At 66.9% G+C, this 23,496-nt stretch carries 24 protein-coding genes and 1 pseudogene; 10 read left to right on the forward strand and 15 right to left on the reverse strand.

The features are described 5' to 3' along the window. Positions 1-15 precede the first annotated feature (15 nt). The 7 genes from GV027_RS09115 to GV027_RS09145 all read right to left on the reverse strand — a co-directional run bounded on the left by GV027_RS09115 (position 16) and on the right by GV027_RS09145 (position 5,762). Positions 16-1,755 carry a peptidoglycan D,D-transpeptidase FtsI family protein gene (locus tag GV027_RS09115; protein WP_037528403.1) on the reverse strand — a complete coding sequence of 580 codons (1,740 nt, stop codon included), beginning with the start codon at positions 1,753-1,755 and terminating at the stop codon, positions 16-18. Continuing rightward, a complete protein-coding gene (locus GV027_RS09120) occupies positions 1,752-2,384 on the reverse strand; it encodes a hypothetical protein (protein WP_159511660.1) in 633 nt (210 codons plus the stop codon). Before GV027_RS09120 ends, GV027_RS09115 begins: the two co-directional genes overlap by 4 nt. After that, on the reverse strand, positions 2,381-3,337 hold the full coding sequence (gene rsmH / locus GV027_RS09125; RefSeq protein WP_031440796.1) for a 16S rRNA (cytosine(1402)-N(4))-methyltransferase RsmH: 957 nt from the start codon (positions 3,335-3,337) through the stop codon (positions 2,381-2,383). The genes GV027_RS09120 and rsmH overlap by 4 nt, the downstream gene beginning before the upstream one ends. After that, positions 3,334-3,744, reverse strand: coding sequence for an MraZ C-terminal domain-containing protein (locus tag GV027_RS09130; RefSeq protein WP_320481608.1), 411 nt, complete (start codon positions 3,742-3,744; stop codon positions 3,334-3,336). The genes rsmH and GV027_RS09130 overlap by 4 nt, the downstream gene beginning before the upstream one ends. A 413-nt stretch (positions 3,745-4,157) precedes the next feature. Further along, on the reverse strand, positions 4,158-4,436 hold the full coding sequence (locus GV027_RS09135) for a hypothetical protein (RefSeq protein WP_236559127.1): 279 nt from the start codon (positions 4,434-4,436) through the stop codon (positions 4,158-4,160). A 74-nt stretch (positions 4,437-4,510) separates the two neighbouring features. Next, positions 4,511-5,491 (reverse strand): cysteine synthase A, encoded by a 981-nt coding sequence (locus GV027_RS09140; RefSeq protein WP_107932811.1) that lies wholly within the window; start codon positions 5,489-5,491, stop codon positions 4,511-4,513. A gap of 100 nt (positions 5,492-5,591) precedes the next feature. Beyond that, complete coding sequence (locus GV027_RS09145) at positions 5,592-5,762, reverse strand: hypothetical protein (protein ID WP_156363533.1); 171 nt, start codon at positions 5,760-5,762, stop codon at positions 5,592-5,594. Positions 5,763-5,995: 233 nt separating this feature from the next. On the opposite strand from GV027_RS09145, the gene GV027_RS09150 reads away from it, so the two are divergent. From GV027_RS09150 to aat, 3 genes are all read left to right on the forward strand, one after another. Continuing rightward, positions 5,996-6,382, forward strand: a complete 387-nt coding sequence (locus GV027_RS09150) for a hypothetical protein (RefSeq protein ID WP_159511661.1) — start codon at positions 5,996-5,998, stop codon at positions 6,380-6,382. A gap of 118 nt (positions 6,383-6,500) precedes the next feature. Further along, on the forward strand, positions 6,501-7,226 hold the full coding sequence (locus GV027_RS09155; protein WP_031440793.1) for a ParA family protein: 726 nt from the start codon (positions 6,501-6,503) through the stop codon (positions 7,224-7,226). Positions 7,227-7,236: 10 nt separating this feature from the next. Beyond that, the gene (gene aat, locus GV027_RS09160) at positions 7,237-7,971 is read left to right on the forward strand and encodes a leucyl/phenylalanyl-tRNA--protein transferase (RefSeq protein ID WP_159511662.1); all 735 of its coding nucleotides are present in this window, start codon (positions 7,237-7,239) and stop codon (positions 7,969-7,971) included. A 35-nt stretch (positions 7,972-8,006) separates the two neighbouring features. Here the strand turns inward: aat and GV027_RS21800 are convergent. The 5 genes and pseudogenes from GV027_RS21800 to GV027_RS09185 form a co-directional block, all read right to left on the reverse strand. Further along, positions 8,007-8,441, reverse strand: a pseudogene (locus tag GV027_RS21800) (DUF2155 domain-containing protein); the annotation flags it as partial. Further along, on the reverse strand, positions 8,441-8,830 hold the full coding sequence (locus tag GV027_RS09170) for an NADH:ubiquinone oxidoreductase subunit NDUFA12 (protein WP_031395586.1): 390 nt from the start codon (positions 8,828-8,830) through the stop codon (positions 8,441-8,443). The pseudogene GV027_RS21800 and the gene GV027_RS09170, both read right to left, overlap by 1 nt. Positions 8,831-8,922: 92 nt before the next feature. Continuing rightward, positions 8,923-9,468: a DUF192 domain-containing protein gene (locus tag GV027_RS09175; RefSeq protein WP_159511663.1), complete on the reverse strand. Its 546-nt coding sequence runs from the start codon at positions 9,466-9,468 to the stop codon at positions 8,923-8,925. A 29-nt stretch (positions 9,469-9,497) separates the two neighbouring features. Next, the gene (locus GV027_RS09180) at positions 9,498-10,166 is read right to left on the reverse strand and encodes a cold shock domain-containing protein (protein ID WP_159511664.1); all 669 of its coding nucleotides are present in this window, start codon (positions 10,164-10,166) and stop codon (positions 9,498-9,500) included. Positions 10,167-10,230: 64 nt separating this feature from the next. Further along, complete coding sequence (locus GV027_RS09185) at positions 10,231-10,752, reverse strand: regulatory protein RecX (protein WP_236559128.1); 522 nt, start codon at positions 10,750-10,752, stop codon at positions 10,231-10,233. 271 nt (positions 10,753-11,023) lie between these two features. Here GV027_RS09185 and GV027_RS09190 point away from each other — a divergent pair, with 271 nt between their 5' ends. Both GV027_RS09190 and GV027_RS09195 read left to right on the forward strand, forming a co-directional pair. After that, positions 11,024-12,754 (forward strand): fatty acyl-AMP ligase, encoded by a 1,731-nt coding sequence (locus tag GV027_RS09190; protein WP_159512833.1) that lies wholly within the window; start codon positions 11,024-11,026, stop codon positions 12,752-12,754. Positions 12,755-12,963: 209 nt separating this feature from the next. Then, positions 12,964-15,288: a putative bifunctional diguanylate cyclase/phosphodiesterase gene (locus GV027_RS09195; protein ID WP_236559129.1), complete on the forward strand. Its 2,325-nt coding sequence runs from the start codon at positions 12,964-12,966 to the stop codon at positions 15,286-15,288. Here the strand turns inward: GV027_RS09195 and GV027_RS21705 are convergent. The 3 genes from GV027_RS21705 to GV027_RS09205 form a co-directional block, all read right to left on the reverse strand. Continuing rightward, the gene (locus tag GV027_RS21705) at positions 15,274-15,405 is read right to left on the reverse strand and encodes a hypothetical protein (protein ID WP_268893560.1); all 132 of its coding nucleotides are present in this window, start codon (positions 15,403-15,405) and stop codon (positions 15,274-15,276) included. The genes GV027_RS09195 and GV027_RS21705 overlap by 15 nt on opposite strands. A 25-nt stretch (positions 15,406-15,430) precedes the next feature. Next, positions 15,431-16,891, reverse strand: coding sequence for a CYTH and CHAD domain-containing protein (locus GV027_RS09200; RefSeq protein WP_236559329.1), 1,461 nt, complete (start codon positions 16,889-16,891; stop codon positions 15,431-15,433). Between the two features lie 81 nt (positions 16,892-16,972). Continuing rightward, positions 16,973-17,890 (reverse strand): helix-turn-helix domain-containing protein, encoded by a 918-nt coding sequence (locus GV027_RS09205; protein ID WP_236559130.1) that lies wholly within the window; start codon positions 17,888-17,890, stop codon positions 16,973-16,975. 377 nt (positions 17,891-18,267) lie between these two features. Here GV027_RS09205 and GV027_RS09210 point away from each other — a divergent pair, with 377 nt between their 5' ends. The 5 genes from GV027_RS09210 to GV027_RS09230 all read left to right on the forward strand — a co-directional run bounded on the left by GV027_RS09210 (position 18,268) and on the right by GV027_RS09230 (position 23,473). Then, a complete protein-coding gene (locus GV027_RS09210; RefSeq protein ID WP_159511669.1) occupies positions 18,268-19,266 on the forward strand; it encodes an NAD-dependent epimerase/dehydratase family protein in 999 nt (332 codons plus the stop codon). Between the two features lie 59 nt (positions 19,267-19,325). Beyond that, complete coding sequence (gene yghU, locus GV027_RS09215; RefSeq protein ID WP_159511670.1) at positions 19,326-20,201, forward strand: glutathione-dependent disulfide-bond oxidoreductase; 876 nt, start codon at positions 19,326-19,328, stop codon at positions 20,199-20,201. Positions 20,202-20,407: 206 nt separating this feature from the next. Further along, positions 20,408-21,427: a ferritin-like domain-containing protein gene (locus GV027_RS09220; protein ID WP_159511671.1), complete on the forward strand. Its 1,020-nt coding sequence runs from the start codon at positions 20,408-20,410 to the stop codon at positions 21,425-21,427. 51 nt (positions 21,428-21,478) lie between these two features. Next, positions 21,479-22,522, forward strand: coding sequence for a ferritin-like domain-containing protein (locus GV027_RS09225; protein WP_159511672.1), 1,044 nt, complete (start codon positions 21,479-21,481; stop codon positions 22,520-22,522). Positions 22,523-22,603: 81 nt separating this feature from the next. After that, entirely contained in the window at positions 22,604-23,473 is an 870-nt protein-coding gene (locus GV027_RS09230) for an outer membrane protein (RefSeq protein ID WP_159511673.1), read from the forward strand. The last annotated feature ends 23 nt before the right edge of the window (positions 23,474-23,496 follow it).

Here is a 23,496-nt window from a genome sequence, read left to right on the forward strand (position 1 = left end):
CTCATGTATCGCCCCTCATTCCGCACCGGACGTCGGCTTTGCGCCAAAGGCCGGCGTGCCCGGCGCATGCCACAACAGCGGCAACAAGTCGCTTTCGTCAATGTCGCGGTTCGCGTCCGGAATGACGCCGAGCATCGATCCGGTCCGGCTGATCACGCGCGATACCACCGGCGCCGCGGTCCAGGCCGCGGTGGTGAAGCCGTAAGATTCCTTGTTACCCTTTGCGGAATCGAGCGTCACCACGACGACGTAACGCGGCGCGTCCATCGGGAAGGCAGCGGCAAAGGTCGAGACGTTGGTGTGCTTGTTATAGCCACCCGCCTGCGCGATTTCGGCCGTACCGGTCTTGCCGCCGACGCGGTAGCCGGGCGCCTCGCCCTTGCGGCCCGTGCCATATTGCACGACCAGCCGGAGCAGCTGCCGCATCCGCGCACTCGTCGTCGTGCTGATCACGCGTCGCCCGGCGGGAATATGCGCCGGATCGATCTTCAGCAGCGTCGTCGGGCGCCAGATCCCGCCATTGACCAGTGTCGCATAGGCGTTGGCGAGGTGCAGCGGCGTGACTGCGATTCCGTGCCCATAGGCCGACGTCATCAATGTGGTGCGGGCCCAGAAGGTCGGCCAGATCGGCCGGCCCTTCTCGCGCAGTTCGATATCGGGCTTGGTGTCGAAGCCGAGCTTGCGGAACATGTTCTGCATCCCGGCGGCACCGATCTGATCGGCGATCCGCGCGGTCGCAATGTTCGACGAATAGATCAGCGTCTCGGGGATGTTCAGCCAGCGCTTTTCTTCATCGCCCGGATCGTCGTGGATTGTGTAGCCGCCAACGCGCAGCGGGACGGTCGCGTCGAAGCGCCGCGCCATCGAGGTGACGGTGCCCGAATCGATCGCCGCCGCCATCGCGATCGGCTTGAACACCGACCCCAGCTCGTACACGCTCTGCGTACCCATGTTGCGCAGTTGCTCGGTGCCCGCCATGCCGACCCGGTTGGGGTTGAAGACCGGCATCGACGTCATCGCGATCACTTCGCCGGTGTCGACGTCGAGAACGATTCCCGCCGCGCTCTTGGCCTGGAACGACGCGACCGCACGCGCGAGCTCGCTTTCCATCGCCGCCTGGACGCGCGTGTCGATCGATAGCGCGACCGGCGCGCCGTTCAGCGCGGGGTTGGTCAGCCGCTCGTCGAGGACGCGCTCCATACCCGACATGCCGTGGCCGTCGGTCGACAGGAACCCCAGCGCATGCGCCGCCATGGTTGATTGCGGATACAGACGCTGCGTCTCGCGCGCGAACACGATCGCGGGTTCGCCGATCGCGTTGACCTGCTCGACCAGAGCGGGCGACGCGCGGCGTTGCAGGTAGCTGAAATTCACATCCTTGGTCAGCAGACCGTAAAAAAAGGCCTGATTGCCGCGATCTGGCATCAGCGCTGCCAGCCGCGCGGCGATCTCGGTCGGATCGCCGATCATCTTCTTAGGATGCACCGCGATCGTCCACGCGTCGATCGTCCTGGCCAGCGGTGCCCCGTTACGGTCGACGATATCGCCGCGCGCCGCGATCGCCGCGGCGCGGGCGCCGGGATCGCTCAGCGACGACTGGATCGCGAGCACGCCGAGCCGGCCGATCACGACCAGCACCGCAGCCCCGAACAGGAACATCAACATCATCAGGCGCGTGTGCGCGGTCGCCACCAGCGCGTGGCGCTGCGTTGCGGTACGCCGCTCGGAAACCGGCCGGGCGACGAGAGTGGTCAACGCAGACGCCCTGCCTCGGCCCGGGCGCCGCTCAGGATCGAACCCAGCGTGTTGTCGGACAGCAGCTTGCGGTCGAGCATCGCGACCGCCTGCGGACGGACCTTGGCGACCGCGGCGAGGCGCTCGGGGGCGGCCGCGCGGACGATCGCAGTGTCGGTGGCACGGGCGGTCTGGACGGCGGCGCGGACGGTGACGGGCTTGAGCGGCGCTGTGGCTGCGACCGCCTGCACGGCGACGTCGACCGCCTGCGGTGCCGCGGCGGCGGCAGCAACCGGCAGCGACGGCACGAGCAGCTGCGCGGTCTGGACGGTGGCGCCCGCAGGCCCGCCGATCTGATTCACGTCGAGGCTGGCGAGTGCCGACTCGCTTGCGACGAACTGCCCGGCGGTCGGCGCGGACAGCGCCAGCGTATCGCCGTTCCAGCGCTCGAGCTGCGCGAGGTTCGCGCGCGTGTCGAACTCGGTCTCGAGCGCGCGGATATCGCGCTCGGCCGACCGGATCTGGCCGTTGACGGTCTCAAGCTTCTTGCGCTCGGCGGCCACCTGCAGCGAAACGAGGTAAAAGCCGAGTACGACGGCAACGCAGCCACCGAACCAGCCCACACCCTTCAACCGATACGCCGCCGTCATGTCGTCACCTCTTCCGTCCAAGGTTGCGCGGAGGTCCGCCGCGCCGTTCGTAAAGTCGCAGAGCGTGCGCGCGGATTGCGCGCCAGCTCGTCCTCGCCGGCGCGCACGGGGCGGCCGACATCCGTAAAACTCGGTTCCACCACGGTTTTTGCCTGTGGAAGATGACGGGAACCTGAAGGCGCACTGCCCGACCGCGTGCGCAGGAACCGCTTCACCATGCGATCCTCCAGGCTGTGGAAGGTCACGATGGCGAGCCGTCCGCCGGGCTTGAGGGCGCGCTCCGCCGCCAGCAGGCCATCGGCGAGCTCGCCGAGTTCGCGGTTGATATGGATCCGGATCGCCTGGAACGCGCGCGTCGCGGGGTCCTTCTTGTCGTGCGCCTTATACCCCAGCGCGCGACGGACGACATGCGCGAGCTCGCCGGTACGCGTCATCGGTCGTGCGGCCACAATCGCCCGCGCGACGCGACGCGACTTGGGCTCGTCGCCGAAATGATAGAGGACGTCTGCGATCTCGTCCTCGTCGGCCTCGTTGACGAAATCGGCGGCGGTCATGCCGGCCTGCGCCATTCGCATGTCGAGCGGTCCGTCCGACTGGAACGAAAAGCCGCGCTCGGCCTGGTCGAGCTGCATCGACGAGACGCCGATGTCGAGCGTGATGCCGTCGACGGGCAACGCGTCGCGTGCCTCGAGTTCGGCGACCATCGCGGAAAAGTCGGCGGCAACCAGCGTCAGCCGCTCCTCGCCATCGGCCCAGTCCTGACCCGCCGCGATCGCGTCGGGGTCACGGTCGAAGGCGATGACGCAGGCGCCACGCGACAGCAGCGCCCGCGTATAGCCGCCCGCGCCGAACGTCCCGTCGACGATCGTCTCGCCGGGCGCGGGGGCCAGCGCGGCGATCACCTCGTCGAGCAGGACCGGAATGTGCGGGGCGGCGGGGATCGTCTCGCTCACAGCGAAATCCCCTTTTCGGCCATGTAGAAGCGCGCCATTTCCTTGACGACGGGGGGCATGTCGTCGGTCGCGACCAGCGCCGCGGGATCCCAGATCTCGATATAGTCTAGGACACCGTAGAAGAATGCGTGCCCCTTGATCCCGGCATAGAAGCGCGGGAAGGCAGGCATGATGAAGCGCCCCGAGCCATCGAACGGCACGGCCTCGCCCGACGCCGCGCGACGTTTGATGTTATAGTCATATTCGCCGTCTTCGCGGGTATTCTCGGCCTCGCGGCGGTCGAGCTTTTCGGCAAGCAGCGCGACATAACCCGGATCATAGGCGACCAGGCAGCGGTTCTTCTGGTGTGCGCCGATGATGATGGTTCCGCCGTCCTTGCCGTTCGCCTTGGGGGCATTTGCCGACAAGATCGTCCGAAGGGCGGAAGGGATGGCTACCCGGCCCTTGTCGTCGACAAGGCCGATGCCATCTCCTTGATATCGCCCTCGATCCGACACGCCAATATCCCGCGAATGGCGCGCACGTCTTCCCGCCTCGAACCGCAGCCTTCGCCGCGGCCCGGCCGCGCAATCGCGAACGGTGAACGTGCCCCTGTGTTAATCTCCGTCTATCACAGCGGAACGGGGACGCAACGGGATATTTGGGGATTTCCGGGAATCAAGCGCTGTATTGCCCTTGATCCGGGACCATGTGCCCTGCCGGGACGGCCCGGCGCGCACATTGATCCACAGCAAGATCGAGTCGACCCTGGCATGCGGACGCGCTGCGTGTCAGCGTGGTCCCGTGATTTCCCCGGCGCGGCAGCGACGGAAAGCTCGGATCAGTTCGGAGTAGCGGGTGCCTGTGCGTTGACGCTGGGTGCGAGGCCCATTTCCGCGAGTGGCTCGTCAGAGCCATCGGCGGCGGCGGTCGTATTCGACACGGCCATGTTCGCGACGACATCGGCCTGTGCCGAGCCGGCTGCGACCACGGGTCGTTCGCGCGTCGCCGACCCGATGATCGCGCTGGCGAGACCGATGAAGATCACCACTGCGGCAAGCCCGATCATGCCGACCTTGATCCGCTGCATGGTTTGCGAAGGTGCGCGTTGCGTCTGCATCTTGTCGCGCGCATCTACCCGATCATCGCGCACTTGTCGAATTTCACCATCCCGCGGCGCGCCGCCGCCCTCGCTCACACCAGGCCCTTGGCCGCGCGCCATTCGGGATTGTACAGCGTCGAGAGGTAGCGGAACCCCGTATCGCACAGGATCGTCGCGATCCGCTTGCCCGGTCCGAGCTGCCGCGCCAGCGCGACCGCGCCCGCGACGTTGATCCCCGACGACAGGCCGAGGCACAGCCCCTCCTCGTCGAGCAGCTGCCGGGTCCAGGCATAGCCTTCCGCGTCCGAGATCCGGAACTGCGTGTCGATCGGCGCGCCATCGAGATTGGCGGTGATCCGCCCCTGCCCGATGCCTTCCGCGACCGACGACCCTTCCGACTTCAGCTCGCCATGCGCGTAATAGTTATACAGCGCAGCGCCGTGCGGATCGGTCAGCGCGATGCAGATCGCCTCGTCCTTGGCCTTCAGACCCAGGCCGACGCCGGCGATCGTCCCGCCCGTCCCCGCCGCGCAGGTGAAGCCGTCGATCCGCTCGTCCATCTGCCGCCACAGCTCTTCGGCGGTGCCGATGATGTGCGCGTGGCGATTGGCGGTGTTGTCGAACTGGTTCGCCCAGATCGCGCCCGGCGTCTCTTCGGCGATACGTCGCGACGTGTGCACGAAATGACACGGGTTGGAAAAGGCGGCGGCGGGCACGAGCACGAGTTCGGCACCCAGCGCGCGCAGCGTGTCCATCTTCTCGCGACTCTGCGTCTCGGGCATCACGATAATCGTCTTGTAGCCCTTGGCATTGGCGACCAGCGCCAGGCCGATCCCGGTATTGCCCGCGGTCCCCTCGACGATCGTCCCGCCCGGCTGGAGCAGGCCGCGCGCCTCGGCGTCCTCGACGATGAACAGCGCGGCGCGATCCTTGATCGACGCGCCCGGATTGGTGAATTCGCACTTGCCGAAGATATCGCACCCCGTCGCGTCGCTCGGCCCCTTCAGTCGCACCAGCGGCGTATTCCCGATCAGGGCAAGCGTATCGGGGGCGGTCAGCGTATCGGATCTCATCTGCATCGCCTGTAGATGGCGCCACTCCCGGTCCGCCACAAGCGCGCTAAAACTATCCACCGGACAAGCCGGCGCACCACGCCCCGTCAGGCCGCCCCTTTCACGCCGCGTCGCTCCTCACCGTTTCGATGCGGGCCTGAACGCAATCCAGCGCGTCGGACAATTTGGCGCCGAGCAGCAATTCGCCCCCCTCGTCGGCCAGGCAGAGCGCCTGGGTGATGAGCGTCGATATCGCCGACAGGCGCTCGGCGGCAGGAATTTGGCCCGGCATGCAACGTCCTCTTACAACGGTTCCGTGAAATATAGTGGCAGATGCGTGACATCGGACGACCCCGGTGCCTTTATTCCCGCGTCGCCACTGCCCGAATGTGGTGGCGCAACACTGCCGGGCGCCATCGCCAATGCGACGAACCGGCGCATCCCGGGGATGACCCGTCCCGCCGCGGGCGCATCGCGGCCGCTACGGCTTGACGCGATTTGCTGCATGCGCGAAGCCCCGACGATATGAAGAAGACGCTCCCCCTCACCGCCGTGGCTGCGCTGCTCGCGCTGGCTGCCTGCAACTCCAAACCGGCTGCACCCGAGGTGGTCGACAGCAATCCCGATCCGATGGCGAACCAGCTCGCCAATGCGGCGCCGGTCGAGCTGCCGCCGTCGATCAAGTCGGAGCAGACGATGCGCTGCAAGGACAACAGCCTGGCCTATGTGACCTTCTTCCAGGGGGGCAAGCAGGCCGTGGTTCGTCTCAAGGAAGGCGGTCCGGCCACGACGCTCAAGGCGCCTGCCGAGGGCGAGCCGCTGGTCGCCGACGGCGGCTGGTCGATGACGGGCACCGAGAAGTCGATCGAACTGACCCAACCGGGCAAGTCCGGCCAGACCTGCCACACCTGATCCTTCAGCCGGCCACGGCCGGATGATCCTGCGCCCCGGACGACCGCCAGCTTCTTCCGGGGCGTAGTTTTGCCGCGATGCCTTGCCATCGGCGGCGCGCACCGGCACGCTGGCCGGCATGGCAACCATCGCGATCTACAGCCTGAAGGGCGGCGTCGGTAAGACGACGCTGGCGGTCAATCTCGCCTGGTGTTCGGCAACCCGGTCGGCACGCCGCACGATTCTCTGGGACCTCGACCCGCAGGCCGCGAGCAGTTTCCTGCTGCACGGTACCGCAGGGCGGGATCAGGCCCAGGCGATGTTCTCCCGCGATATCAGCGTCGCCAAGCGCGCCCAGCCGACGCCGGTCGCGAAGCTCGACTTGATCACCGCCGACGCCTCGCTTCGCGGTCTCGACCAGCTGTTTCACACGCTCGACAAGAAAAAGAGGCTCGGCAAGCTGATCGGCGCGCTGACCGATTATGATCGCGTCCTGCTCGACTGCCCGCCGGGACTTACCGAAACCGCCGATCAGGTGATGCGCGCCGCCGATCTGATCGTCGTCCCCGTCATCCCCTCGCCGCTGTCGCAACGCGCCTATGAAGAGGTGATCCGCCATCTCGGCGGCAAAGTGCCGGTGCTGCCCGTCCATGCGATGGTCGATCGCCGACGGCGCCTGCATGCCGACGCGCTGGCCGCCAACCCCGACTGGCCGGTCATTCCGATGAGCAGCGTGATCGAGGCGATGACCGTACAACGCGCGGCGGTCGGGGCCTTCGCACCGCGCTCGACCGCGGCGGCGGCGTTCGATCAGCTGTGGCGGACGATCGAACACCGGCTGGCGGCGGGGTCGGCAGCGGGCTAAGGCGCGACCGATGGACATTCTCGATCCGCGCCTCGTGCTTGGCGGCTATGCGGCCGGCGTCTTCCCGATGGCCGACAGCCGCGACGCGATCGACGTCTACTGGGTCGAGCCGCGCCAGCGCGCGGTTCTGCCGCTCGACGGGTTCCGGCTCTCACGCTCGCTGCGCAAGACCATCGTCGCAGACCGCTTCCGCGTCACCGTCGACACTGCGTTCGGCCAGATCCTCGCGCTCTGCGCCGAAAGCGTCGAGGGCCGGCCCGAGACGTGGATCAATGCGGGGATCGAGCGGGTCTTCCACACGCTGCATCTGATGGGCTTTGCGCATTCTGTCGAATGCTGGGACGGCGACCAGCTCGTCGGCGGGCTATACGGGCTGGCGCTCGGGCGGGCCTTTTTCGGCGAAAGCATGGTCAGCCGCGCGACCGACGCATCGAAGGTCGCGCTGGCGCATCTCGTCGCGCGGCTGAAGGCCGGCGGCTTCGACCTACTCGATTGCCAGTTCCAGACCTCGCATCTCGAATCGCTCGGCGCGATCGAGATCGAGCGTGCCGATTATATCGCGTTGCTCGCAGCGGCGCTCGATGGGGTGGTCGGCTCGACCGGCTCGTCCGGTGCGGCTGCATCATTGGCCGCCACCGGGGATTTCTTCGCACTCGACCGCGCCGCCGCAGGCGCGCCCGACGATGCCGTATCCGGCCCGGTCGCGGGGAAGGTCATCGCGCAGCTCTTGGTCCAGACGTCGTAGATCGGATGCTGCACCGCGTTCAGCGCGGGGCGCTCCTTGTACAGCCAGCCCGAAAAGGTCCGCCGCCATTTCTTGTCGACGCCGCGGACGATCACCTGGACAAAGGCCCCCGTCAGCTGTTCGGGCTCCCAGGGGGCGGTCTGTTCGCAGGCGCGCATGCGGAGGACGACGTCGCCCATCCGGGTCGCCTGTCCTGGCTTCAACGTGACGTCGCGCGTCACCCCGTTACGCTTGTTGAGCAGGCCGATCACCGCGACGCGCTCCGCCATCGGCGTCCCGCCATTGGCGAGCGCCGCGCCGCCCGTGTCGATCGTCTCGACCGACCCGTCACCCGCCTGATCGCCGCCCGGCAGATCCTGCTGGACCACGACGGTCGTATCGGCCTTGTGGTTCGTCCAGGCGCGATAGCCGAACCAGCCACCGACCGCGAGAACCACGACCAGGATCGCCGCAGCGATCCGGCGCTGCATCACTCAGGCACCCACGCTTCGTAATCGCCGGTCGCCGCGGCGCGCTGGCCACCCTTTTCCATCGCGCCCGTCGGGCGATAGGCGAGTGCGGTACCCGTCAGATTCGGCAGGGCGGGCTTCTGCCAGGGGCGGACCGGCGGCAGGGCACGATCGGGCACGTCGGCGACCTGATGGTGCAGCCAACTGAACCAGGCGGGCGGTACCCGGCTGGCGTCGGTCGCACCCTGATAGATCACCCAGCGACGCGGATTGCCCGCGGTGTCCTTGCCGCCTTCATAATAGACGTTGCCGAGCGCGTCCTCGCCCATCCGCGTCTTGCCGCGAAGCCCGAATTTGGTGCCGAGCGTGGCGCCGTTCCACCAGGTGAAGGTCGATGCGAGAAATCCCATAGCCGCCGCTTAGCGGGTGCACGCCGCGCCATCAACCTCGAACGCAGTGTCGGCGCCATGGCACAACGGCGCTGTGTCGTGGATATGGCGGTTCAGCCCGGCGCGCCCGGCCATTCGACGCGGTCGCCCTCGGCGATGCCGAGTTCCCCGGCACGCCCGCCCATGATCTCGAGCACCGCGCCGACCGGTTCGCCCGACGGGATCGGCGTTTCGGAGAAGGGGATCGTGTTCTCGGCGATCCGCGCGATCGTCCGGTCGGCGCGGATATAGATGATGTCGAGCGGGCTCGGCGTGTTCTTCATCCAGAAACTCGCCTCGCGCGGCCCGCTGCCGTCGGTCGGATAGGGCCAGAACAGCATGCCCCGATTCGGCTTGAGATCGGTCCGGTACATCAGCCCGCGGGCCTGCTCCGCCTCGGTCTTGGCGCTCTCGACGGTGAACACATGCGCGCCGTTCGCGCTGTGGATCGTCACGGCCAGCGTCGCGGCGGCCTGACCCGGTGCAGCACCGGTGCCCGTGCCGGTCGCGGTGTCCGCGACGGTGACGCCAGAGGCAGCGGTGTCGCCCGCCCGGGCATCGCCGTTCGAACACGCGCACAGGCCGAGCGCCAGAAGCGCGGCGAAGACGGTTTTACTCATTACATTTATCCCCGGTTGCGGCGGGCCGGTTACCACGCCGGCGCGGATCGCTCCACCGTGACGGCCAGCGGCCCCTTGCGACCGGTCACGATTCGGGCCTGTAACGGCTGATCCGGCTCGACCACGTCGATCCCCGCCCGCCGCAGCGTTTCCATATGGATGAACACGTCACTGTCGTCGCTCGCCCGTACCAGAAAGCCATAGCCCTTGAGCCGGTTGAACCACTTGACGACGACGGGTTCGAACGGGCCTGCGGCATCGATCAGCGCGACCGGATCGATCCGGTCGACCGGCGCCGCCGTGCCCGGTCGTGCCGCCGTTTCCTCGACCGCGCCGCTCAGATCGATCGACAGGACTTCGCGCGCCTGGAACCCACGCCCGCGCTGCACCGCGACCACGTCGACCCGCGCGCCCTCTGGCAGGCTGCGCCGGCCATGCGGCTGGAGCACCGAGAAATGGATCAGGATATCGCCGATCGCCGTATCGTCAGCGACCGCGAAGCCGAAACCGCGCGTCACATCGAACCATTTGATCACCCCGCCGAGCACGGACGGCTCCGCGATAGCCTGTGCAGTCGCTTGTACAGCGGGCTGATCGACGCCTTGATCGATGTCCGGCACTGCGCGCGGTCCGGCAGCCGACACCGCGTCCGGTACCGTGGCCGGCCTGTCCCCGTCATATTGCGCTTCACTACGCATCGTTACGCACCCCTGCACCTTGCTAGCACGCTTCGTCGCAGCCGCAACAACCTGCAATGCGTCCTCAGTCAAAATCTGTCGTATCGATCGTCTCAGACGGGGACGCGGCAAGAATTTTGCGTGCCAGATCGAAACCGTGGCCGGCGCGCACCATCGCGCTGAGCTGCTTTTGCCGCAGCGCACGATTCTCGGCCCCACCCCCGTCGCTATTCTCCGACCGGGCAAACGGGCCTAGCCGCTTGCGCTTCGCATAGGCCAGCGCCGCATCGACGTCGCGCGCCGCGATTTCAGGCGCGAGCGCATCGGCATCGGCCTCGTCAATCCCCGCCTCGCGAAACGCCCCCGCGACGCGCCGCGCACCCAGGCCGCGGCGCTGCATCGCCGCCGCCCGCGCCTCGGCGAAGCCGCGATCGTCGATATAGCCGAGATCCGCGAGCCTCTGCGCCAGCCCTTCGGGATCGGCGGGCGGCACAGCCGGGCCGGTTTCGGGCGCCTCGACCCAGCCGCGCTCGCGTACCTTGCGCCGCAGATAGTCGCTCAGGCGGCCGCGCGTGGTCGCGAATCGCTCGACATAGCGCAGCGCCAACCCCTCCAGTCCCGCGGCATCCAGCGGTTTTGGCGGGCGTTTCTCCTGTCTTTCTCGGCGGCGATCCTGGGTCACGCCATCATTGTGCCACACTGGGATAGGATTTTGAACGCCACGACCGTGCATGGCTGGCCTTTGCACGGTCTCAAGCGGCGAATGTCCTCGGACAGGCCGCGACGTGGAAGACAGGACGCACATGACGATCGACACCTTTCAGACGACGGCGACGAACGGGCTGGTAAAGCCTGCGGTCGCACCGTCGGCCGATCCGATGCCGGCGCAGCGCACGGCGACCCCCACCGCGGACACGCTGCCGCGCCGCTTTGCCGACTTCGCGACACTGGGCGAGGCGCTCGACTATGCGGCGACGGGGCAGCGCGGCCTCAACTTCCATGACGCGCGCGGTACGCTCAGCCAGCCCTATCCCTATGCGACGCTGCGCCGTGACGCGCTGGCGATGGCCGACCGCCTGATCGCCGCCGGCGTCGCCCCTGCCGACCGCATCGCGCTGGTCGCCGAGACCGGCCCAGAATTCGCCGCGCTGTTCTTCGGTGTCGTTTATGCGGGCGCCTGGCCGGTGCCGCTGCCCCTGCCCACGTCGTTCGGCGGCCGCGATTCCTATATCGAACAGCTTCGCGTGCAGCTTTCGAGCTGCGATCCCAAGATGCTGATCTTCCCGCCCGAACTCGCGCAGATGGCGAGCGAGGCGGCGCGTCTGGCGGGCACGCACGGGATCGACTGGTCCGAATTCGCAAACCGCGAAGCCCCCGCCGCCACGCTGCCCGAGGCACGTCCCGACGACATCGCCTATCTGCAATATTCGAGCGGCTCGACGCGGTTCCCGCACGGCGTCGTCATCACGCACGAGGCGTTGCTCAACAATCTTGCTGCGCACAGCCACGGCATGGAAGTCTGCGACACCGATCGCTGCGTCTCCTGGCTGCCCTGGTATCATGACATGGGCCTGGTCGGCTGCTTCCTGTCGCCGATCGCCAACCAGGTCTCGACCGATTACCTCAAGACCGAGGATTTCGCGCGCCGTCCGCTCGCCTGGCTCGATCTCATCAGCCGCAACACCGGCACCACGCTCAGCTATTCGCCGACCTTCGGCTATGACATCTGCGCGCGCCGCATGTCGTCGCAGACCAAGGCGAGCGACCGGTTCGACCTGTCGCGGTGGCGCGTCGCGGGCAATGGCGCCGACATGATCCGTCCCGACGTGATGCAGTCGTTCGTCGACGCCTTTGCCGATGCCGGGTTCCAGGCCTCCGCCTTCCTGCCCAGCTACGGCCTTGCCGAGGCGACGCTGGCGGTATCGCTGATGCCGCCGGGCGAGGGGATCCGTGTCGAGCTGGTCGAGGAAACCCAGTTGTCGGGCGGCGCGCGCGGCGAGGACCGCCCGCAGCGCTACCGGGCGATCGTCAATTGCGGCAAACCGGTGCGCGACATGACGATCGAGATCCGCGAAGAGGACGGCACCCCCCTCCCCGAGCGCGCAATCGGCAAGGTGTGGTGCAAGGGCAAGTCGGTGATGGTCGGCTATTTCCGCGACGATGCCGCCACCGCGGCGTGCATGTCCGACGGCTGGCTCGATACCGGCGACATGGGCTATATGTCCGACGGCTATATCTACATCGTCGGCCGGGCGAAGGACATGATCATCGTCAACGGCAAGAACCACTGGCCGCAGGACATTGAATGGGCGGTCGAGCAGCTGCCCGGGTTCAAGGCGGGCGACATCGCCGCATTCGCGATCACGACCCCGGGGGGCGAGGAAACCCCCGCCGTCCTCGTCCAGTGCCGCAGCTCCGACGAGGGTGAACGCCTGCGCCTGCGCGACGAGATCCGCGAACGCGTCCGCTCGGTGACGGGCATGAACTGCGTGATCGAACTGATCCCTCCCCGCACGTTGCCGCGCACCTCGTCGGGCAAGCTCAGCCGCGCCAAGGCGCGCAACCTGTACCTGAGCGGCGACATCAAGCCCTATGACATCGCCGCCTGACGTTGCCTGCCCCGCCGCATCGTCCCGCCAGTGCGGCGGGACGGTCGCGGCCCCTGCCCCCGACCCGGTTATTTTTCACAACGCGGGGGATGGGAACGTTGCGATAACCAACGTGCATTAAGCCCGGCGGTGTGAACAGCCAGTCGCCTTCCGGATCCGATACGCCCCCGCCAACCATGCCGGCGCGTACACGAATGTCGACGCATCACATGCCCATCGACATGCGCGCGCTTCTCGCGCTGTCGGAAGGGTGCGATCCCAGGGAATGGGGCCGGCTTCGCGCGGCGCAGCTCGACGCCGGCCGGCAACTCGCCTGGTTCGCCCTCGCCGCCAACCTGCTCGCGACAGCCGTCTGTGCCGCATTGCTCTATCCCCGGATGCCGTTCTGGCAGGTCGCGTCATGGTCGACGCTCCTGATCGCGGGGACCGTGTGGGTGACCATCCGCCGCCGCCTCGCTCCCTCGCGCGCTGCCGGGCATGGCGGCAGGACGGATATCCGGGCAACCTTGTGGGAGGGGGGCAGCCTCGCTCTGGCCTGGTCGGTCATCCCGGTTTTCTTCTGCCCGCAGGTCCCGGTCGCAACGAGCATCGGGCTCGGCCTCACGCTGATGATCGTGATGACGGGGGCAGCCTTCGCGATGGCGCCGCTGCCGCTCGCCACGCTCATGTTCATCGGCACACTCGGGTTCGTATCGTGCGTCCAGCTCATGCTGATGCACGCGAGTGGAATCGCCGGGGGGGTGCTCGCCTTCACCCTGTTGCTGATGACCGCCTGCCTCAGCCGGACGCGCGCGCTGGTCACGATCCACAATGCGCAGGCGGTGCTCGACGAACGCGACGAAACGATCAGCGTGCTCCTGCTCGAATTCGAGGAGAGCGCTGCCGAATGGCTGTGGGAGACCGACGCGACACGACGCGTGATCCGGCCCAGCGCCCGTTTCGCGCGGGCGTGCGGTCGCGCGCCGGCGGATATCGACGGCATGCCGATCCTCCAGCTGCTCGCCGGACCATCCTGGGACAGCGGCACGTTCGCGGCAGGCCTGCGCGCGCTTGCCGAAAAGCTGCGCAACCGGGACAGCTTCGTCAACCTGAGACTGCCGATCCGCTTCACCGAACAGGAGCGCTGGTGGCAGCTGGCCGCCGCGCCGCGATACGACGACCGCGGAATATTCTGCGGCTTTCGCGGCGTCGGCGCCGATGTCACGGACCAGCGCGCGTCCGCGGACAAGATCAACCGCATGGCGCGCTTCGACACGTTGACCGGGCTGCCCAACCGCCGGCTGATCACCGAGACGCTGTCCGACGCGATGATCGCGGCGGAGGCCTGTGGCGGACGCTGCGCGTTCATGATGCTCGATCTCGACCGGTTCAAGGCGGTCAACGACACGCTCGGCCACCCGGTCGGCGACCGGCTGCTGTGCCAGGTCGCGGAACGGCTCGGCCACATGATGAGCGCGAACGAATCCTGCGGGCGGCTCGGCGGCGACGAGTTCGCGCTCGTCGTCCGCGACGCCAGCGATACCGGCGCGGTCGAGGAGCTTGCCGGGCGCATCATCACCGCACTGTCGCGGCCCTATGACGTCGATCACTATACGCTGCATATCGGCGCCAGCATCGGCCTCGCCTTCGGGCCGCGCGACGGGCGCACGTCGGAGATGCTGATCCGATCCGCCGATCTGGCGCTCTATCGCGCCAAGGATGCCGGTCGCGGCGTGTTTCGAGTCTACGAGCCAGCGCTTTACGTCCAGGCGGAGGAGCGGCGGGTGCTCGAGATCGCGCTGCGCGGCGCCCTCGATCGGGGTGAGATGTCCCTCGCCTATCAGCCGATCATCGACACGCAGGGCGGCATGCTGCGCGGCTTCGAGGCGCTGCTGCGCTGGGAAAGCCCGGAGTTCGGCACGGTCCCGCCGTCGCGCTTCATCCCGCTCGCCGAAGACGCACGGATCATCGCGCAGATCGGCGCCTGGGTTCTGCGCACCGCCTGCGTCGAGGCCGCGAGCTGGCCGGAGGGTCTGCGCATCGCCGTCAACGTGTCGCCGGTCCAGCTGCAGAATGACGGTTTCGTCACGACCGTCGCGACCGTGCTTGCCGACAGCGGACTGTCCGCCGACCGGCTCGAGCTCGAGGTTACCGAGGGCGTCTTCCTGCGCGAGGATCGTGGCGCGACGACGACCCTCGCGCGTATCCTCGACCTTGGCGTACGCCTGAGCCTCGACGATTTCGGCATTGGCCACTCGTCGCTGGGCTATCTCAGCCGCACCCGCTTCTCCTCGATCAAGATCGACGGCAGCTTCGTCCGTGCCGCAGCGCGCGGCGGCCGCGAGGCACTGGCGATCATCCGCGCGGTGGTCGCGCTGGCGCAAAGCCTCGACATCGCGACCATCGCCGAAGGGGTGGAGACGCAGGACGAGCGTCAGCTTGTAGCGGCACTCGGCTGCACACACGCGCAAGGCGATCTGTTCGGCCGCGCCCTCCCCGTCACCGAAACCCGCACGCTGGCAGAGCGCGACTGGACCGACTCAGCCGCGGCCTGACGTCGCGATGGCGCGCCAGCCGAGCATCCCGGCATAGCTTTGCTGCGGCGGCGGCAGGATCAGCCGGGCCAGGCCACCCCCGACAACGACGATCATCGCGCACAGGCTGATCTGCATGGACCTGCGCCGGTCCTCCACCCGATCAGCGCCAGAACGCTTTCCGGTCGAGCAGCGCCGAGTGCGCCGCGGCAGCACGGTCGAGCCGCTTGGCGTGTTTGCGATCGTCGACCAGCGCCGCTTCATTGTCCTCCATCCCCAGCCGGGCGAGGATCGCCGGCACCGTTGCCGCGTCGTTCAGCGTCCCGAGCCGGTCCTGCAGCGTCTCGAGCGTCGAGACGAACTTTGCCTGCCGTTTTTGCTGCACCGCGTCAGCGAACAGGTCCGCGAAGAATTCCGTCGCATAGCGCAGCGTCTTGGCGTCCTTGCGGATCGCATGGCGTTCGTCGTCCGTCAGCAGCGCGAGCGATGGCGCGTCGATCTTGAGCGCCTTGCGTCGCTTGCGGAGCGCCGCCGCTGCAAACGCGCGGGCGGGCGCCTCGCGCACCGCCCGCGTCGCGTCCCCCGTCGACCAGTCGCCGACCGCGAGCCACTGCGTCAGATCGAGCATCACCGCCCGCACGCGCGACGACTCCAGCGCCACATCGACCTCGTCATAGGCCAGACCGCGCGCCGCCTCGATCCGGTCAAAGACGTCCCCCGCGCCCAGCTTCGCCGCCGCCGTGTCTGCCAGCACGTCGAGATCGCGCGCCTGCCCCAGCGTCTGCGCCAGCCAGCGCAGCTCGGACCGGAAATGCGCCGTCTGCTCGCGTCCCAGCACGCGCTTGAAGAGCCCGAGCGCGGCGCGCGTCCGCCGCAAAGCGACACGCGCCTGGTGCAACGCCTCCGGCGCGCGCGTCTCGAGCAGGATCGTCTCGTTCAGCCGATAGTGCCGCAGGCAGGCGCCAATAACCGTCCGGAGCGCTTTGATCGTCGTCGCGTCGCCATCGAGCGACACCGGCTCGGCCTTGAACGCGCGACGCACTGGCCCGGTCAGGCCGTAGCCGCGCTCGGATTTGGTCACGACGCCGAGCCGCAGCGGCACCATCTCCGCGATCCGGCGGGCCAGCGTGAACAGTGCGGTCGGATCGCCGCGCTTGAGTTCAATCTCGAGTTCGCAGACCGGCGACTGCCGCTCGCCAACCCGGACCAACCCGCGGTCCAGCACGAGTTCGATCTCCGCCCCGTTCTCGCTGATCTCCCAGCTGCGTCGTTCGACCGACACGGTGAAGGCCGGCGCGAGACGTTCGGTCGTCCCGTCCAGCAGCGCGAAGATCGGCGTGGTGTCGTCGAGACGCGGACGATCGTCCGTGACCGGCCGTTCCCATTCGGGGCGTGAAAACAGCCCGGCGCCCTTTGCCGGGTCGATCTTGATCGTCTGGATCCGCGTATCGCCCGCGCGCCGGATCCGCAGCGACGCGCCGTGCCCCCGCAGCGTCTGCTCGGGCGTATCGAAATAGATCGCCTCGAGCATCGTGGTACGGGTCGCGTCATCCGACGCCAGTTCGCGCGCGATCCGGTCCGCGGCGTCCGCCGTCAGGACGAGCTTCAATTCAACTTCCTGCATCACCCGCGTATCCGATCTGCGTCACACCTCGACATAACGCATAGCGGCGATCGAAGGGCCAACCGGATGTGTCCGCTGCGGTTAGCTCGTCAGCTCATCGCGACGGCTGCGGCCGTCATGGACGGTACGGATGATGCTGCTGACGCTGACCGGGGGCGTCGGAATGTGCAGCGCCTGGGTCGGCGTGCCGATCACCGCCGCGCGGGCACGCAGGCTGGATTTCAGGAACAGCGTCTCCGATGCGAGGAAACGGCGCGGCGTCGTGCCGAGGAACGTCGTCGCGTCGCGCAGGAAATGCGACGCGTCGAAATAGCTGCTGTCGATCGCTGAATAATCGACATGGCCATCGGGCCGGATCAGCCGGATGAACGACCGCAGGAAGCGCGCGCGCCGCAGCAGCATCTTGGGCAGCATGCCGAAATGGCGGGTGGCAAGCCGCCTGAGCGCGTGCGTCTCGATCCCCAGCCGGTCGGCGACATCCTGCATCTCGATCACCCCGTCGGTCACCGTCAGCGCGGCGAATGCACGGATCAGTTCCTCCTGCGGGTGCCGGCGCTGAAACAGCGGTTCCAGCACGTCGTCCAGGAACGGCTTGATCATCGCATCGTCGGACAGCGCGTCGAGCCCCGTCGTCAGCCGGCGCGACACTTCCGGACCGAGCAGCGTCTCGAGCGGCACGATGCGGTTGCGGAAGTCGCCCGCCAGCCGCGACGTCATCCGGGACCAGCCGATCGCGCTGATTCCGATCCCGACCGCGACGCCGCCATGTGTGACGGTGCGAAACGCGCGGCTGGTCGGGCCGTAGAGACTGGCGCGCTCGAGCGGCCCGAACCGGTGATTGCCGATCGCCACGGTGATCGGCCCCGCATCCGCCAGAATAGAAATCATAACTGGTGCAGGTAGATACCAGTTGACGAGCGGGTTGCGATCACTGGCCGAATAGATCGCATATCCGGTCAGGCATTCGGCAAGGCTTGCCTGGGGCAAGTCATACCGCATCCGCATTCCCGGTGGCATCGCAAATTTTTCCGGCGATACACCCGGAGAGTGTGTTCCACCAAAAACTTGATCTACGTTCATACCATCCACTCGTTTCTGTACGGAAGTATCCGCGCGCTTGCGGCCTATGGCTATACTGCTTTGCAGCGAAACGCTAGTTGTCCTATCATTTCTCCTAGTATTGATTGGCTTCAATACTTTGCCCGTTCTTCGCCGGGCCTCGACATTGAAGACCGGCCCCCGCCGCCGCCGTCCCGATGATGGACGTCGCGCTCGCGCCGCCTCGCGCGGCACAGTAGGGATGCGGGATTGATGGGGTTGACACTGGTATCGGCATCGCTTCTCGGTGCCGCCGAACCCATCAGGAAAGAACAGCGATGACAGTGATCGTAACCGGCGCCGCCGGCTTCATCGGCATGCATGTCGCGGACGCGTTGCTGGCACGTGGCGAAACGGTGTTCGGCATCGACGAATGCAACGCCTATTACGACCCCGCGCTCAAGGCGGCGCGGCTCGCCTATCTGCGTGACCGGCACGGCGCGGCCTTCACCTTCGCCAAGCTCGATTTCGCGGATACGCCCGCGCTCGACGCGGCGGTGGCAGGCCTCGACATCGACCGGATCGTCCATCTCGGTGCGCAGGCCGGCGTCCGCTACTCGATCGAGAATCCGATGGCCTATGCCCGGGCCAATCTGGTCGGGCATCTCAACATCCTCGAACTCGCGCGCGCGCGGCAAGTCCGGCACCTGGTCTACGCCTCGTCCTCGTCGGTCTATGGCGGCAATGACAGCGTACCCTTCCGCGTCGAGGATCGCACCGACCGCCCGCTGTCGCTCTATGCCGCGACGAAGAAGTCGAACGAACTGATGAGCGAAAGCTACGCGCATCTCTATCGCCTGCCGCAGACCGGGCTGCGCTTCTTCACCGTCTACGGCCCCTGGGGTCGTCCCGACATGATGATGTGGATCTTCACCAAGGCGATCCTCGCCGGCGAGCCCATTCCGGTGTTCAACGCAGGCCGGATGGAGCGCGACTTCACCTATATCGACGACATCGTCGCCGGCATCGTCGCCGCGCTCGATGCGCCGCCCGCGGATGACGGCCAGGCGAAGCCCGGCGGCAGCATGGGGCCGCACCGCGTCTACAATATCGGCAACAGCCGCGCCGAACAGCTCGGCGAGGTGATCGACGTGCTCGAACAGGCGATCGGTCGCAAGGCGATCCGCCAGGACCTGCCGATGCAGGCGGGCGATGTCGTGCGCACCTGCGCCGATGTCAGCGCGATCGGCAACGATCTCGGCTTCGCCCCCACCACCGGCATCATCGAGGGCGTGCCACGCTTCATCCGATGGTATCGCGACTATCACGGCGTCTAGGCGTTAGGATTGCCGAGACCGAACCCCGAGCCCACCCTTTCGATGCACGGAGCAGCCCGATGACCGACGCCCCGACCTATACCCCCCCGGCAATCTGGACTTGGAACCGCGACAATGGCGGCCGGTTCGCCGCGATCAACCGGCCGGTTGCCGGATCGACGCATGACAAGGATCTGCCGGTCGGGCGGCACCCGCTGCAGCTCTATTCGCTCGGCACGCCGAACGGGGTGAAGGTCACGATCATGCTCGAGGAGCTGCTCGCGCTCGGCCATGCCGGCGCCGAATATGACGCCTGGCTGATCCGGATCAACGAAGGCGACCAGTTCGGCAGCGGCTTTGTCGAGATCAATCCCAATTCGAAGATCCCGGCGCTCATGGATCGCAGCGGCACGTCGCCCCTGCCGATCTTCGAATCCGGCGCGATCCTGATGCATCTCGCAGAGAAGTTCGGCGCGTTCTTGCCGACCGAACCCGCGGCGCGCGCGACCTGCCTGTCCTGGCTGTTCTGGCAGGTCGGCAGCGGCCCGTTCGTCGGCGGCGGCTTCGGCCATTTCTACGCCTATGCGCCGGTCAAGATCGAGTACGCGATCGACCGGTTCGCGATGGAGGCCAAGCGCCAGCTCGACGTACTCGACCGCCGTCTCGCCGACAGCGCGTATCTGGCCGGTGCCGCCTATACGATCGCCGACATGGCCGCCTGGCCCTGGTACGGGGCGCTGGTCCAGGGGCAGCTCTACGACGCCGGCGAGTTTCTCCAGGTCCAGGACTATCCGAACGTGAAGCGCTGGGCGGATGCGATCGGCGCACGCCCCGCGGTCCAGCGTGGCCGCATGGTCAACCGCGTCATGGGCGATCCCGCGAGCCAGCTCCACGAACGCCATGACGCCACGGATTTTGCGACCCGTACACAGGACAAGTTAAGCCCGCCATCCTGAATGGCGGTATAAATGCTGTGGTGCAGCATTACTGAAAACATTGCGCGCGATTAGTGTATTTGGAGAAGTTTGCCCTAGTATTCCATTTAGTTGCAACTTTATCTCCCAGCTCCCGTTCCTTGAATCGTTGTGCACACAGGATCGCCCGCCAGAGGCGATCGAGGCCGACCGTGTGCCGACGTGCCTGGTTCAGGGAGATGAAGCCAATGACCCAATCAACGCATTTGATCGATGCCCTCGATGCCCGTGTCGAACGGCGCAACGACCGGCGCGAGTTCTTCAAAAACGCACTTGGTGCCGCTGCGATCACGGCAGCCGGCGCAACCGCTTTATCCCTTTCGAGCGCCGCCGCAGCTCAGTCGGTGACCGACGCCGACGTCCTGAACTTCGCGCTCAACCTCGAATATCTCGAGGCGCAATTCTATTCCTATGCAGCGTATGGCACAGGGCTCGACAACGCTCTGCTGACCGGCAGCGGTACGCAGGGTGCCGTTCGTGGCGGCCGCAAGGTCGCGTTCACCGATCCCATCGTCGAGCAATATGCACGCGAGATCGCACAGGACGAGATCGCGCATGTCAGGTTCCTGCGCACTGCGCTCGGCAGCTCGACCGTGTCGCAGCCGGTGATCGACGTCAGCGTCTCGCCGACCAGCGCCTTCTCGGTCGCCGCACAGGCCGCCGGGCTCGTGCCTGCCGGCACCGCGTTCGATCCCTATGCCTCTGACGAGGCGTTCCTGCTCGGCGCGTTCATATTCGAGGACGTCGGCGTCACCGCCTACAAGGGTGCCGCCCCCTTGCTCACGAACAAGACGTTTCTCGATGCCGCGGCCGGCCTGCTCGCGGTCGAGGCCTATCATGCCGCGATCGTCCGCACGACGCTGTACGGCAAGGGTATCGACGTGCCGTCGCTGCGGACCTCGGCCGATGCCATTTCGCGCGCGCGCGACAGCCTCGACGGCGGTGGCGCCAACACGACGATCTTCGGCGCGAACGATATCGATCAGGGGATCTCGTCCTACAGCGCGACGCCGATCAACCTGTCCGCCACCCAGGCGGCGGTGACCGTGTCGAACATCGTGCCGCTGGACGCCGACGGTGTCGCCTATAGCCGCTCGGTGAGCCAGGTGCTCAACATCGTGTACCTGAACAGTGGCGCAGTGGCCGCGGGCGGGTTCTTCCCGGCAGGCATGAACGGCAACATCAAGACGAGCACCGCAGCAGCCTGAACCGCTTCAGCTCTGCCGTAAGCTTTCTTTGCTATTCAGGGGATTAACCCAATGACCGACCTCAATACCAAGCTCGAAATATTCGACGCCATCGCTGCCCGGCGCAACGAACGCCGCGGTTTCCTGCGCTTTGCCGGTGGCAGCGCGCTTGCCGTCGGCGGTGCCTCGCTGCTCGCGGCATGCGGTAACGACGATGCCGATCTGGCGCCGTCGCCGACGCCCACGCCGACACCCGCAACGGGATCCGCCATCACCGATGCCGACGTGCTGAACTTCGCGCTCAACCTCGAATATCTCGAGGCGCAGTTCTACGCATTCGCGACGTTCGGCGTTGGCCTCAACGCCAGCCTGCTGACCGGTACCGGGACTCAGGGCGCCGTCACGGGTGGCCGACAGGTGCCGTTCCAGGACGTGATCGTCCGTGAATATGCGCGCGAAATCGCCATCGACGAAGTCGCGCACGTCGCCTTCCTGCGCAGGGCACTCGGCACTGCCGCCGTCGCACAGCCTGCATTGGACATCTCTGCCGGCACCGCGGCTGCGCCGGGCGCCTTCACCTTGGCCGCACGTGCGGCACGTGTCGTTCCGGATACGGGCGTGTTCGATCCGTATGCCGACGACAACAGCTTCCTGCTCGGCGCGTTCATCTTCGAGGATGTCGGCGTCTCGGCGTACAAGGGTGGTGCAACGCTGATCGGCAACAAAACCTATCTCGAGGCGGCCGCCGGCATCCTCGCGGCAGAGGCGTATCACGCCGGCCTGATCCGCACGATCCTGTATCGCAAGGGACTGCAGACGCCGTCGCTGCGTACCGCCGCAAACCAGATCAGCGACGCGCGCGACAGCCTGGACGGCACCGTCACCAACGCCACGACGGGCATCATCGGCGACATCGATCAGGGCATCACCGGCATGGATCCAACCGTGTCGAACATCGTCCCGACCGACGCCAACGGCCTGGCGTTCAGCCGGTCGGTCGCACAGGTGCACAACATCGCCTATCTGACCAACACCGCAAAGATCGGCGGGGGCTTCTTCCCCAACGGCACCAACAACCGCACCGATGCACTGCGCACCAGCGGCGCCAACGCGTGATCGTCGTCACGAACTGAAACAGGACAACCTGGGCCGCGGCGTACATTGGGCGCGTCGCGGCCCCTCGTTTGGGGAACGACCATGAAGCATTACATAAAACTGACCGCGCTCGCCGGCGTCGCCGTTGCGGGCCTTTTTGCCGTTCCGGCCGCCGCGCAGGAAACCACCGAAGATCGTCCGTTCTCGGGCGTCTATATCGGCGCGGCCGGTGGGTATGACGTGCAGGGCAACGACGTCGGCTCGTCGATCCTGTTCGACCGCAACGGCGACGGCGCTTTCAACGACAGCGTCAACACCATCACCGGCGCCAACGCCTTCTCGCCGGGCTTCTGCAACGGCTCGGCGCGTACCGGTGCTGCGGCTTCCGGCTGCCGTAACGACGACGATGGTTGGGCCTATTATGGTCGTGCAGGCCTCGACGTTCAGCGCGGCAACATCGTCGTCGGTGTCGTCGGCGAATTCGGCACGAGCGACATCACCGACAGCACCTCGGGCTTCTCGACGACGCCTGCGAGCTACACGATGGCGCGCAAACTGAAGTGGGAAGCGTCGGCCCGCGGCCGCCTGGGCTATGCGGCCAACACCACGCTGTTCTACGGCACGTTCGGTGCAGGCTATGCCAAGATCGACAATCTGTTCTTCACGACGAACACGGCGAACGCGTTTTCGGCGACTGGCTCGAAGAACCAGTGGGGCATTCTCGGCGGCGGCGGCATCGAGCAGAAGCTGACCAAGAACATCTCGATCGGCATGGAATACATGTTCCACCAGTATCAGGATGACGATGCGCGCGTTCGCGTGACGGCGGGCACGGCGCTGGCCGGCAGCCCGGTTCTCCTGGCGAACAACCCGTTCCTGATCGCGCCAAACACCAGTGGCACCGATTTCCGCCGCAGCGACGACAAGTTCCGCTGGCACAGCCTGCGCGCCACGGCGGCGTTCCGGTTCTGAGCCCATGCGCTGCCAGCATCGCA

This window comes from Sphingomonas sp. T1, from assembly GCF_902506585.1.
GTDB lineage: Bacteria > Pseudomonadota > Alphaproteobacteria > Sphingomonadales > Sphingomonadaceae > Sphingomonas > Sphingomonas aerolata.